The 13717-nt window shown below is 31.5% G+C and carries 12 protein-coding genes, 1 tRNA gene and 1 pseudogene; 13 read left to right on the forward strand and 1 reads right to left on the reverse strand.

Annotated elements, in window-relative coordinates; genetic code table 11:
- The first annotated feature begins 39 nt into the window (after positions 1–39).
- The 10 genes and pseudogenes from EAI80_RS01415 to mscL all read left to right on the forward strand — a co-directional run bounded on the left by EAI80_RS01415 (position 40) and on the right by mscL (position 11356).
- Positions 40–708: a restriction endonuclease subunit S gene (locus EAI80_RS01415; RefSeq protein WP_129980668.1), complete on the forward strand. Its 669-nt coding sequence runs from the start codon at positions 40–42 to the stop codon at positions 706–708.
- Complete coding sequence (locus EAI80_RS01420; RefSeq protein ID WP_129980669.1) at positions 698–3844, forward strand: HsdR family type I site-specific deoxyribonuclease; 3147 nt, start codon at positions 698–700, stop codon at positions 3842–3844. Before EAI80_RS01415 ends, EAI80_RS01420 begins: the two co-directional genes overlap by 11 nt.
- Positions 3845–3897: 53 nt before the next feature.
- Positions 3898–4404: pseudogene (locus tag EAI80_RS01425) on the forward strand (restriction endonuclease subunit S); the annotation flags it as partial.
- A gap of 251 nt (positions 4405–4655) precedes the next feature.
- Complete coding sequence (locus tag EAI80_RS13710) at positions 4656–6134, forward strand: tyrosine-type recombinase/integrase (protein ID WP_275055328.1); 1479 nt, start codon at positions 4656–4658, stop codon at positions 6132–6134.
- 424 nt (positions 6135–6558) lie between these two features.
- A complete protein-coding gene (locus EAI80_RS13250) occupies positions 6559–7131 on the forward strand; it encodes a hypothetical protein (RefSeq protein ID WP_153188258.1) in 573 nt (190 codons plus the stop codon).
- A 161-nt stretch (positions 7132–7292) separates the two neighbouring features.
- Entirely contained in the window at positions 7293–7946 is a 654-nt protein-coding gene (locus EAI80_RS01440) for an HAD family phosphatase (RefSeq protein ID WP_129980673.1), read from the forward strand.
- 64 nt (positions 7947–8010) lie between these two features.
- Positions 8011–8973: an SseB family protein gene (locus EAI80_RS01445; protein WP_129980674.1), complete on the forward strand. Its 963-nt coding sequence runs from the start codon at positions 8011–8013 to the stop codon at positions 8971–8973.
- 13 nt (positions 8974–8986) lie between these two features.
- Positions 8987–9952, forward strand: coding sequence for an SseB family protein (locus tag EAI80_RS01450; RefSeq protein ID WP_161220259.1), 966 nt, complete (start codon positions 8987–8989; stop codon positions 9950–9952).
- Between the two features lie 4 nt (positions 9953–9956).
- Positions 9957–10937 (forward strand): SseB family protein, encoded by a 981-nt coding sequence (locus tag EAI80_RS01455; protein ID WP_129980676.1) that lies wholly within the window; start codon positions 9957–9959, stop codon positions 10935–10937.
- A 23-nt stretch (positions 10938–10960) separates the two neighbouring features.
- Complete coding sequence (gene mscL / locus EAI80_RS01460; RefSeq protein WP_022424543.1) at positions 10961–11356, forward strand: large conductance mechanosensitive channel protein MscL; 396 nt, start codon at positions 10961–10963, stop codon at positions 11354–11356.
- A 12-nt stretch (positions 11357–11368) separates the two neighbouring features.
- Here mscL and EAI80_RS01465 read toward each other — a convergent pair whose 3' ends face one another.
- Positions 11369–11566 carry a hypothetical protein gene (locus EAI80_RS01465; RefSeq protein ID WP_129980677.1) on the reverse strand — a complete coding sequence of 66 codons (198 nt, stop codon included), beginning with the start codon at positions 11564–11566 and terminating at the stop codon, positions 11369–11371.
- Between the two features lie 94 nt (positions 11567–11660).
- Here EAI80_RS01465 and EAI80_RS01470 point away from each other — a divergent pair, with 94 nt between their 5' ends.
- From EAI80_RS01470 to EAI80_RS01480, 3 genes are all read left to right on the forward strand, one after another.
- Positions 11661–12275, forward strand: coding sequence for a hypothetical protein (locus tag EAI80_RS01470; RefSeq protein WP_129980678.1), 615 nt, complete (start codon positions 11661–11663; stop codon positions 12273–12275).
- Positions 12276–12591: 316 nt separating this feature from the next.
- Positions 12592–12667 (forward strand) — tRNA-Thr (locus EAI80_RS01475).
- 291 nt (positions 12668–12958) lie between these two features.
- Positions 12959–13711: a ChbG/HpnK family deacetylase gene (locus tag EAI80_RS01480; RefSeq protein WP_129980679.1), complete on the forward strand. Its 753-nt coding sequence runs from the start codon at positions 12959–12961 to the stop codon at positions 13709–13711.
- The last annotated feature ends 6 nt before the right edge of the window (positions 13712–13717 follow it).

A 13717-nucleotide genomic window follows, 5' to 3' on the forward strand; every position in this document is an offset into this window, starting at 1 on the left:
TTTTGTTTGTGAATTTTTGAGGGATGTTGGTACGCAAATATGCTCAGTAATTATACAAAGTCAATGCAAAAAACACTTAAAAATGAGTTGTTTATACAGAAATCGGATTTAACTTGGGAACAGCGTAAGCTTGGTGATTGTATCTTTGAATTGAAAAGTGGTTTATCTAGAATGTTGTCTGAAGAAGATATTGGAATGCCTGTTGTTAGAGCAAACAATATTGAAAATGATAAGTTGGACATGAGTAATAATGTTAAATATTGGTATGTTAACGACCCACAAGGAGTAGACACCTTAAATTACACTATTTCAAAAAACGATATTTTAATCAATTTCATTAATAGTGAAAACAAAATGGGGACCGCTGCTATTGTTGAAAAAATGCCGAATAGACCAACTATTTATACTACTAACATATTAAAAATGAAATTAAATGATAAATGCTATAATTATTATTTTTTAGCTTATACACATACCAAAGATTATAAAGAGTATATTAAGGGCATAAGTAAAATCGCCGTCAATCAAGCAAGTTTTACAACTGTGGATTTTAAAAATTACTGTATAAATATTCCAAGTGTTAATGAGCAAAGTGCTATTGGAGAATGTTTTCGAAAGATAGATGAACTTATCACCCTTCATCAGCGTGTAAAATCACTAAAAATAGACATTATAACTAAGAAAGGAGTGTTAAATAATGGTATTTAATAAAGAATTAGACTTTGAAAAAGCATTAATCAAAGTCTTATGTACAAAAGGATGGGAACAGGAAATCATACAGAATCCCACAGAAGAAGATTTAATAAAGAATTGGGCAAATATTCTATTTGAAAACAATAGAAATATTAATAGATTGGGAGACTATCCTTTAACTAGAACTGAAATGAATCAGATTATTGATCAGATCATTAATTTAAGAACTCCTTTACAGTTAAACAGCTTCATTAACGGTAAAACTGTCGCAATCAAGAGAGATAATCCAGATGACAAGCAGCATTATGGTAAGGAAGTAAGCCTTAAGATTTATGATCGTGATGAAATTGCTGCTGGTCAAAGTAGATATCAGATAGTGGAACAACCTATATTAAAAACTAAGTCTAAACTAGTAAATGATAGAAGAGGCGATTTGATGCTTCTTATTAACGGCATGCCAGTTATTCATATCGAATTAAAAAAGAGTGGTATACCAATTAGTGAAGCTGAAGAACAAATACGTAAATATGCCTATGAAGGTGTCTATACAGGAATTTATTCTTTGGTGCAGATATTTGTGGCTATGAATCCAGAAGAATCAGTATATTATGCCAATCCTGGACCAGATGGAAGATTTAATGAAAATTATTATTTCCATTGGGCAGACTTTAATAATGAACCTATTAATAACTGGAAGGATGTCGCTTCTACATTATTATCTATTCCTATGGCTCATCAGTTAATTGGTTTTTATACGGTTGCAGATAGCTCGGATGGTGTTCTAAAAGTAATGAGAAGTTATCAGTATTATGCAGCTAGTGCGATTTCAGATAAAGTTTCAAAAACAAAATGGAACGAAGGAAATCAAAGAGGAGGTTTTATCTGGCATACAACAGGTTCAGGTAAAACTATGACTAGTTTTAAGTCTGCAGAATTGATTGCAAATTCTAAAGATGCAGATAAAGTTATATTCTTAACAGACAGATTAGAACTAGGTACTCAGTCTTTAAAGGAATATAAAGGATTTGCTGATTGTGAAGACTATGTACAGGCTACCGAAAATACAAGAGTACTCATTTCTAAATTAACGAGTGAAGATCCTAAAGATACTCTTATAGTTACTTCTATTCAAAAGATGAGTAACATTAAGCATGAAGAAGACGGATTGAATGAAAGAGATATTCAGAAAATAAGTTTAAAACGATTAGTATTTATTGTAGATGAAGCACATCGTTCTACTTTTGGTGAAATGTTATTTACTATTAAAACTACATTCCCTAAGGCATTGTTCTTTGGATTTACTGGAACACCTATCCAAAAAGAAAACCAAAAGAAAAACAATACTACAGCTAGGGTATTTGGTAATGAATTACATAGATATAGTATTGCAGATGGTATAAGAGATAAGAATGTGCTAGGTTTTGATCCATATATGGTTAAAACATATAAAGATGGTGATATCAGAAAAGCAGTCGCTTTAGAACAAGCAAAGGCTAAAACTGAAGAAGAGGTATTTACTGATCCAAAGAAAGAAAAAAAGTACTATGAATACATGGATTCATCAAAAATACCGATGGCAGGACATGAAGAATCAGGAAAGTATAAAAAGGGAATAGAAGACTATGTTTCTACTTCACAATATACTACAGAAGAACATCAAAGAGCAGTTGTTTCAGATGTTATAGAACATTGGAATACATACAGTCATAATTCAAAGTTTCATGCTATCTTTGCTACTTCAAGTATTACAGAAGCAATTAAATATTATCAGTTGTTTAAAGAGATGAAACCTTCATTACGTGTAACTTGTTTGTTTGATCCTAACATTGATAATAAAGGTGGTTTTGAATATAAAGAAGAAGGACTAAAAGAAATCCTTGATGATTATTATAAACTTTATGGTTCGAAATATGATATGGCTAAACATGCAGAATTTAAAAAGGATGTAGCTTTTAGACTAGCACATAAAGAATATCATAAAGGTATTGAAAGAACTCCAGAAAAACAATTAGATTTACTAATTGTAGTTGATCAGATGTTAACTGGCTTTGATTCTAAATGGGTTAATACATTGTATTTAGATAAGGTAATCGAGTACGAAAGTATTATTCAAGCTTTTTCTAGAACTAATAGACTATTTGGAAATGATAAACCTTTTGGTGTTATTAGATATTACAGAAAAACCAATACAATGGCTAGAAACATAAAAGATGCAGTTAAACTATATTCAGGCGATAAACCTCTAGAATTATTTGTAGATAAACTACCTAAGAATCTAGAAGGTATAAATACAACTTATAAAGAGATTAAAGAACTATTTAATTCAGAAGGTATTAAAGATTTTGAAAAGGTGCCTGATGACAATGCAGTGTCTGCAAAATTTGTTTCATTATTTAATGATTTTAATGAGTATCTAGATGCAGCTAAGGTTCAAGGATTTATATGGGATAAAGAAGTATATACATATGATGATCCTGCAACTGAAGAACATAAAGAGTATCATATTTATGTGACTAAACGTGAATATGAGGCATTATTACAGAGATACAAAGAGTTATCAGATGGTGATCCTGATACAACACATACAGATGATGATATTCCTTATGATCTTAAGAGCTACATTGTTGAAATAGATTCAGAAAAAATTGATTCTGATTATATGAATAGTCGATTTAGAAAGTATCTAAAGGAATTGAATAAAGGATCTTCACCTGAAGTTGTAGAAAAAGCATTATCTGAATTACATCAGTCTTTTGCGAGTTTGAGTCAGGAAGACCAAAAATATGCAAATATATTCTTACATGATGTACAGAGTGGAGAAGTCGATGTTCAAGAAGATAAAACTTTAAGGGACTATATCAATGAATACAAATATAATGCAAAGAATGATCAAACTCATAAGTTTGCAGAAACATTTGGTCTTGATGAAGATAAATTAAGAAGCATGATGGAATTAAATCTGAACGAATTGAATATTAATGAGTTTGGAAGACTAGATGATTTAAAGAAATCTGTTGATAAACAGAAGGCAAGAGCTTATTTTGAATCTGTAGAAGGTACAAAAGTATTGCCACATAAAGTTAATATTAGAATGGATAGTTTATTAAGAAAGTTCATTCTGTCTGGTGGATTTGAGTTAGGAAAATCATAAAATACTGTAATTGATTGAGTGATAGATAATGAGATTCTTGTAAAACTTGGGAACAGCGAGAGTTGGGAGATATTGCTGAGAAGTCTGTGGAAAAAAATGCAGGAATAAAATATATAGAGACGTTAACTAATTCAGCAGAATTTGGGATTATTAGTCAGAGAGATTTTTTTGATCATGATATATCAAAAATAAACAACTTAGCTGGATATTACATTGTGAAAAATGAGTATTTTGTTTATAATCCTCGAATCTCAACAAATGCACCGGTAGGGCCAATAAATTGTAATAAGCTAGGGAAAATTGGCGTAATGTCGCCATTATATACCGTTTTTTGTACGCACGATGTTGATACAACTTATTTAGAATATTTCTTTAAAAGTAAATATTGGCATTCTTATATGAATTTTAATGGAGATTCGGGAGCAAGGTCAGATAGGTTCTCTATAAAAGATACTTTGTTCTTTGAAATGCCAATACCTACGCCGTGTACAAGTGAACAAAGAAAAATTGGTAAGGTTTTAACTGAAATTGACAATCTTATCACCCTTCATCAGCGTTAAAATGCATTGTATTTAGGAATTTGACAATTGTTAGTTAAAAATACGTATATGTATGAAGCTTATGGATTGAATTGTTCAATTTGATTGGAACTTCTAGTGTTATCAATTTTATAAATTTGATTCGATAACTTGTTGCTCAGAAATTAAGAAAAAATAACTTAGCTTCTGATTACAATTGAATAGTATTTTGATGCTTATATACCAAGGATTTTAGCCATATTCTTGGTATTTTTTTGTTAATCATATAAGCAATTACTTGGGAACAGCGTGAGTTAGGGAATATAGGGCAGACATATACAGGGTTATCAGGAAAAACAAAAGATGATTTTGGACATGGGCATGCTCAATTTGTTACTTATATGAATGTTTTTTCTAATCCGATTAGTAATCCAAAAATGAATGAACCAATTGAAGTTGATTCTAAACAAAATGAAGTAGAGGTTGGAGATGTATTCTTTACTACTTCGTCTGAAACACCAAAAGAAGTAGGAATGACCTCTGTTTTAATAGAAAAACAGGGCAAAATGTATCTTAATAGCTTTTGTTTTGGATATCGTCTTTATGAGAAATACGATAGTTATTATCTAGCATATATGTTACGATCTAATTCTTTTAGAGAGAAAATCATAATGCTCGCTCAAGGTATATCTAGATATAACATTTCTAAAAATAAAGTTATGGAAATAGATGTTTTTATTCCTTCACATAAAGAACAGATGGAGATTGGTAAGTATTTTCGTGATCTCGATACTCTTATCACCCTTCATCAGTGTGAGCCAGAAAACAAGATGGAGGACAATAAAATGTTAGATAATATAAATAACCAAATCTTATTCTGTGATTACTATGAAAAATGGATAAAAGTATACAAAGAAGGCGCAATAAGAAAAGTTACATTAGAAAAATACTATATGACACATCGTTGGTTAAAGAAGTTAATACCTGAATTAAAAATATGTGAAATGACTCGTATCAACTATCAACAGTTATTGAATGACTATGCTTTATATCATGAAAGACAAACAACTATGGATTTCCATCACCAATTAAAAGGTGCAATACTAGATGCTGTAGATGAAGGATTATTGGATAGAGATCCTACACGTAAAGCAATTATCAAAGGGAAAACACCTGCAGCTAAAAAGATTAAGTATATCAACCAGTTTGAATTACATACATTACTTAATAATTTAAATCTAAAGTCAGAAATAAGTTGGGATTGGTTTATCTTAATAGTTGCTAAAACAGGATTAAGATTTTCAGAAGCACTTGCTTTAACCCCAAAAGATTTTGATTTTGGAAGACAATCTATTTCTGTAAGTAAAACATGGGATTATAAAGGTGATGGAGGTTTTTTACCAACTAAAAACAAATCATCAGTCCGTAAAGTACAAATAGATTGGCAGACAGTGATTCAGTTTTCTGAATTAATAAAAGGTTTGCCAGAAGACAAACCTATATTTGTGAATGGTAAAGTTTATAATTCTACTGTAAATGATATACTTGCTAGATATTGTAAAAAAGCGAATGTACCTGTTATATCAGTCCATGGTTTAAGACATACACATGCATCACTATTATTATTTGCTGGTGTATCTATTGCGAGTGTGGCAAGACGACTAGGTCATTCAAGTATGAATACAACTCAAAAAACATATTTACATATTATTCAGGAATTAGAAAGTCAGGATGTTGATTTAGTAATGCGTTCATTATCAGGATTAAGTTAAAATAATAAAAGGCTCGCACTGATCAAGGATGATAAGAAAAGAATATCTTTAAATCAAAATAGCGTATAATACTAGCAGGTAATATGACTAAGGGGTTTACTTATAAGGGTGTAATTTTTAAACATTATTTTTGTTATATCTGATTTAGGTATATGTGGATTGAAATTATTCAGATAAAAAATAAAGGGTGCCCCCCGCCGTACAGGCAAAGGCCACCCTTTATGTCTATATTATAACCATTATTCACGTTAATTACAATAAGATGTATCTTTTCAGTACAGCTCACAACTGTACTGTTTTTTATTGTGGTAATTATAGTACTTATACATTTAATCAGTATTCTTTACCCGTATCTATCCACTTTTTGATTTCTTGAAATCAAAAAGTCAATCAGTATAATAATTATGGAAAGGGGTAAAACAAAATGAAACTATCTGAATTCCATGCATTTAAACGTAAAATCAATGAACTTTATATTAATGTAAAAGACAGTAGTATGTACAAACAACTCTTTAGCAGTATCAAGGCGTTAGACTGCTTGGAAACCTATTGTCTAGGTATAAGTTATCAAATCGTTTCTCATAGCACTCTATCCAGAGAACATCAAATAAAATTATTAGATGAATTTTATAAAGAAGCACACATACCCTTTGATCCGTCAGAAGTATATACTATGATGGAAAACGGACCATATACAATAGATGAGAATCCTATTTGGTATGGTATAGATGCTATGACATCTAATCGTCCTGGTTCTGTTAACTTTTGTCTTTACTACTCTTTAATGACTGGAATGATATCTGAACAAGATGGCATTAATTACTACAATGAATTAACTAAGCTATTAAGTAGTTTCCTTCATTCATTCGGTCATCATACAGATGTATATGTCGATGAGTACATCAAAGAAACAGAACATTATACAACTACAATGGCTGCCCAATTTGTGGAGCACTGTCAAGAAGAATACATGCAGGCATCAAAAAAAGTAAATTAAACGCAAAAAAAAGACTCGAATGGGGGAATATTCAAGTCTTTTTTTCTGCTTTTCTTTTCGCTTATCATTATAGCATAAACTGTAATCGCTATCAATAATTATTTTACATATAACCAATCTCACTATATAATGATACAGTATTGATATGGAGGATTAATCATATGTTAGAAAACAAGAAGAACGTATTATTTGATATGGATGGCTTGCTTATTGATAGTGAAGCATTAGGAATCAAGATGTGGGAAAAGGTATTTGCTAGTCACAACGAACCCTTTAACCCAGAAGCTGCTTATAAAACAATTGGCTCTAATGGATTAGCAGCACAAGAAATGCTGGAGAAAATCACAGGCAATAGATACTACTTTACACGTTTTAGAGATGACAAGATCAAAGAAACAAGAAAATACTTAGAAACAAACCCTATGCCAGTTAAAAAAGGAGCTCATGAACTATTAACATATCTAAAAGATAATGGTTATACATTGGTCCTTACTAGTTCTACTTTTGAACCAGATGTACTATTCTCATTAAAATCTGGAGGTTTAGACAAGTACTTTGATAAGTTTGTATGTGGTGATCATGTTACTCGTGCCAAACCTAATCCAGAAATATTCAATAAAGCTATAGAACTATACAATCTTAAGAAAGAAGAAACATTTATTCTAGAAGATTCTAGAAATGGTATTATTGCGGCAGATGCTGCAGGTATAGATGTTATTGGAGTACCTGATTTAGTGGATATCAGCGATATGACGCAATCACATTTGTTGTGTATCAAAGAAAATCTTCTAAAAGTGCTCGATTTAATAAAATAATTGAAGAATACAAACCTCTTATCATCTCTAACATGGTACAATAGAGAAGGAAGGAGGTTTTTTTATGGATTACAATGGTTTAAGTATTGTATCACCACAATATTATCCTGATGATGAAGAATGGAATGATTTCTTTAACCTTTGGTTTCAGGGCTATGATCTGAATACAGATATCACAGAACATTTTCATTATTTAATATCTCATTCAGATTATCTTGTAATGGTTCAAAGACCACTGAATTCTGATGATCAAGATTATGAAATCATTTCTGTATCTAATGAACAACAACAATCCTATTTACCTGCTTTCACAAATATAAAGGAAATAACAGACTATATAGATCTTCCTGAACCACAAGAAGGCTACCAGGTAGAAGTAATGGTAGCTTCTTATAAACGCCTCTTAGAAGAGATATATATGCGTACAGAAGGGTTAAATGGTTTAGTGATTAATCCTTTCTCACAAAAGCTGATAGCTGATGAAAAACTATTAAATAGTATAGGACACAATACAACAATAGGGATCAATCATCATAAAGACTTACCAAGTCTAGTACCAGCTAATTTAAAGTTTAGAAAGAATATGAAGATCTATCATTCTAATGGTAAAGATCCTCATGTAAAAGAGTTATTAAAAGAAAGTGTAGAAGACCTTATGGAGGATGGGGTCTTTGCCTGTCCTGTACTTGTAAATAAGAAAGACTTATATATAAATAAGACAGGAGAACTTGCAATGCATACAGGTGCTGATATTTATATCAAACCACTTATGTGTTCTCATGCTGATCCTAATAAACTCTATATTAGTTTATTTACTGGATTAGAAGATGTAAAAAGAGTAGATATGACACATGATGAACCAGACATGGAAATGATTATTACATGTCAGTCATTTGAGTCATACAAAGATATACTCTTTTCTAGTGATGCATTCTGTGGTATTCTCATTAATCCTTTTACAGATCATCTAGGGTTTTCTAAAGACATGTTAGATGAAATGTTTTATAATAAAGAAACTATCAACTAAGGAGGAAAACAAGTTGAATTACAAACCTTTAAAAGATGCTCAAGCATTTACTACATCAAGATGGACTGACACTCTTGATGCATGGAAAAAAGCTCAGGATGACAAAGAAGTAGCTTACAAAGCATTCCTTAAGAACCTAACAGAATCACATTATTATGGTTATATGAATTTACCAGAAAGCGGTGAAAATTTAGAATATGATCATTCATTCTTTACTATTTCACCACAGGATGGAAGTAAGAACTTTATTTCTGTTTATACTTCATTAAAAGAATTAAAAAGCAGTCTTGCGAAACCTGAAACATCAATGCCAGGAAGAAAAGTAGAAGCAGTAGAAGTCAACTATGCTTTCCTAGCAAAAGAACTTACACTTGCTGATGGTAATCAAATTGATGGTATTGTGATTAACCCATTTAGTGATGACTATATTCTTACAAGAGAAGAATTAGTACAGATTTCTAAACGTTTATGTAATGGTTTAGACCATACAGAAGATTTAGGTAACATTACTCCTGCAAATATCTTTATTAAAGAAATTTGGAAGATTTTCCAGAATACTGAAGATGATGATAAGAAAGCAGAAATCTTTAGTCATATGGCTGAAGCATTTGATGATGCTTTATTCGCATTACCTATTATGGTAAGAAAAGAAGATTTAGTAGTAGAAGATGGTAATACATACGTTGCTAGATCAGATGCAGATTTTGCGATTAGAATGTTATCAAGTGAAGATAATGGTGATCAGGCTAATATTGTTCCACTCTTTACATCACAGGAAGATATTGAAACATTAGATGGCTGGAATGCTGAAGATGAAGAAAGAAAATCTATGCTACTGACTGCCGATCTTGTTACTCATCTAGGAGGACTTAATAATGGTGAAGCCTTTGATGCACTCGTTATTAATCCATTCACAGATAATATTGTACTTACAAAAGAAATCCTAACTACAATGGGATTAATAGAAGGGGAGGAGTAAAAGAATGAGTAAACCATTATTAAACACAACACCAGTAGAAACAACTGATAAAGAATGGAAAGAAAGCTGTGGTAAATATGGAGAAGCTTCTTTTACTGCCACTAAACTAGAAGATGATTTAATGCATACATTAAAGGCTTCTACATTCCTTACATATATTTCTGTAGACGATGATGATGAAGATTCATTCTTCTTACAGACAGTATGTGATGATGACGGAGATGAATGGTATGCAATTTATACTACTGTAGAAAATGCACAGAACTCTTCTATTCTAGAAGATTCTGATTTCCCAGACCGTCATAATGTATTAGTAGAAGTAGACTATGAATTCTTATTAAATGAATTATTTAATACAGGTGATGATGAAATCTATGGTATGGTTATTGATCCAGAAACAGATGCATTTACTCTAGGTAGAGATACATTAAGTGATATGGGTGTTGAAGAAAACAATGGTGTAGATCATCATGAAACAATTGGTCATAGAGTACCAGGTAATATGGAGTTCTCTTGGTTATATGATGAATATATGGAAGCACAAGGTGAAGAAGAAAAAGATAAATTCCAATCACTTATGGAAGATGTAGTTGAACGCTCATGTCTTGCATTAATGACGATTGTGAATAAATCAGATTTAGTTACTTTACCAGATGGTACATATGAATTAAAAAAGGATGCATCTATGATTATTCCTTCATTATCTGCAGAAGATGATGAAGGTAATGAATTAAGCTATTTCCCACTCTTTACATCTAATGAACAGATTGATAAATGGGGCATCAAAGATAATGTTGAATTAAAGGAAGGACAGGTATTAATCAGCGAATGTCGTCCATTTGATCAGCATATTGCTACATTCTTCGGTGCTGGAGAATATGATGCTTTATTAATCAACCCATTTGATCAGGCATTTGTTATCGGCAAGGAATTCATCAAGGCTATAAGCGGTCATCAGGAAGAAGACGAAACACCTGCTGCATAAACTAAATATAGGAGAGACACAACATGAAAAAGCTATGGAACGAATTCAAAGAATTCGCATTTAAAGGCAATGTCATTGACATGGCTGTCGGTGTCATTTTAGGTACTGCTATTACTGCTGTTGTCACATCTCTTGTACAGGACATTATTATGCCTGTATTATCTGCAATCATTAAAATTCCATCTGATATTACTGAATTAACTCTTAAGATTAATAATATTAATATCAAGTATGGATCATTCCTATCTAACCTCATTAACTTCTTATTAATGGCTTTCTGTATCTTTATCTGTATTAAAGCGATTAATAAGGTCGTGAGTTTCCGTAAGAAGGAAGAAGAAAAAGCAGCACCTGCACCAAAGCCAGAAGACATTGTATTATTAGAAGAAATCAGAGATCTTTTGAAAGAAAAAAAATAAGCACCTAAGTGCTTATAATGTAGGATCTTCTAGATCATCATTAAGATAAGTCGTTCTCTTAGACTTATCTTTTTTTATTTGGTCTGTACTAAAAGTGACGGTTTCTTTTGTTTGAGTAGGTGCTGTATTTACAAGATTGACACCTAATGACCATTCTTCTAGTTCTTCCTCTAGAGTATCTGCATCCTTTGCTTTTACTTTAATAGCCATACACTTCACCTCTTTCGAATTAATTATATACATAATGAACTCTTTTTAAAAGCGAATAATAATGTTAAAATATGGGAAAGGAGTGTATTTTATTATGATAATAGACTTAAACCAAATCCTATCTACTTTTAATATAGATTACGAAATCGCAAAAGGAAACAATAAACTTGGTGAAGCCTCTTTACCTAAACAGTTTAATCAAGGAGGAGAAATTCAAGGTAATTTTCTCTCACGTGAATTTTCATTAATTTATGATCCTGATAAAATTAAGCCTGAATGGGATAAGGTAGGACATAAGAAATATGGAATGTTATTTGAAGAAGAAAGTCTAGGTGTAATCTATCAGAAAACAGGCTTTACATCTCAATCAGGATACTTTGTATTAAAGTATGATGGTGTTAAATATAAGATGTATAGAGTTGGATTAGAAACAGGTTACGTATATCCTATCTATGAAGGTTCTAAACTAGTAGCCTGTATTGTGGCAGACAAATCCATTTTCAATGATTTAAACCTCTACCATATTTATGCATTAAACAAGTCATATAGTTATATTTCATCTATATTTGGCTTATATCTAGATGCCTGCATCCAGTTAAAGTATGGTCCTCTTGTAACATCTCCAAACTATATTGCTGGAAAGAGCTTAAGAAAGAAATATGATCCTGCTTTTATTGAAAAAATAAAGGATATGGAAAACAAAGCGTAACAAAAATATTGTTGTTGTAGAAAAAGTATGCTAATATGACTGTGGGAGTCGTATTACGATTAGAATAGCTCTTGGAAAGGTCTGAAATAGGGAGTCAGATCTTTTTTTGTTTTTGTTCATACTTAGTTCATATACTAAGACTATATTAATAACTGTAAAGAGGGCCACTCCCTAATAATAAAAGTGTCCTGTTTACGATTCATAAATAAAACTCCCTTCTAATTGTATTAAATTGTTTTTTAGAACCACTGGCTCTCCTCCAGTGGTTTTTACTTGTATTAAAATAGAAGAAGACTATACTATACTATAGTTAGATGCCGACTTAGCTCAGTAGGCAGAGCGATACACCCGTAATGTATAGGCCACAGGTTCGATTCCTGCAGTCGGCACCATTTATTTTATTTCACTCAAAGTGGAATTTAACTTTTCACTTTAGTCCTTGCATTAAATAATATGTTCACGTATAATTAACACGCAATAATATTCGTCTAGTCGCGGAAATATATTGCGTTTAGACCAGGTGGCAGTGCACTTGGTTTTTTATTTGTCTTAATTGACAACGCTTACACTATAAGGTAAACTATATATAGAAAGAAGTGATCCTGGCGGTATGATCTTATTATGTATTGTATATATATAATAAGTATGATAACCAGGATCATTTTTATTTAGGAGGATTTGTTATGAAGATTATGGTACGTGCTGATGATTTAGGTTACAGCCGAGGTGTGAATTATGGTATATATGATACAGTAAAAAATGGTGTGATTAAGAATATTGGTTTTATGGTGAATATGCCTGATTCTGTAGAAGGCTATGAACTTGTAAAGGATTTAGATATCTGTTTAGGACAGCATACTAATGTATGTATTGGTACTCCTATCAGTGATCCAAAACTTATTCCAAGTCTTGTAGATGAAAATGGACAATTCAAATCAAGTAGAACATATAGACAAAGTAATGAAGACTTTGTAGTACTAGAAGAAGCCATTATAGAAATAGAAGCACAATATAAAAGATTTAAAGAGATAACTCATCTTGAGCCTTCTTATTTTGAAGCTCATGCAGTAGCCAGTGATAATCTATTAAAAGGTATTGAAATTGTTGCGAAAAGACACAATTTAAAGTTCAATGACATTTCTTTTGATGGGACACCTGTTGAATTGGCAGGAGAAAAACTCTATATGCATATGGAAAGTATGAAGGAAGGGTATGATCCTTTTAAATCTTTTAAAGAAATGGTAGAGAATGCACATGATGATGGTTGTGACTTATTAGTTTGTCATCCAGGATATCTGGATGCACAAATACTACGTACTTCTTCTCTTACTCTTAATCGTACAAAAGAAGCAGAGATGTTCTGTTCAGAAGAACTCAAAGAGTATCTTAAAGAATATGATATACACTTATATACATATGACGAAATAGGACACTAAAAGCTG

The sequence above is a fragment of the Catenibacterium sp. co_0103 genome (genome assembly GCF_004168205.1).
Classification (GTDB): domain Bacteria; phylum Bacillota_I; class Bacilli_A; order Erysipelotrichales; family Coprobacillaceae; genus Catenibacterium; species Catenibacterium mitsuoka_A.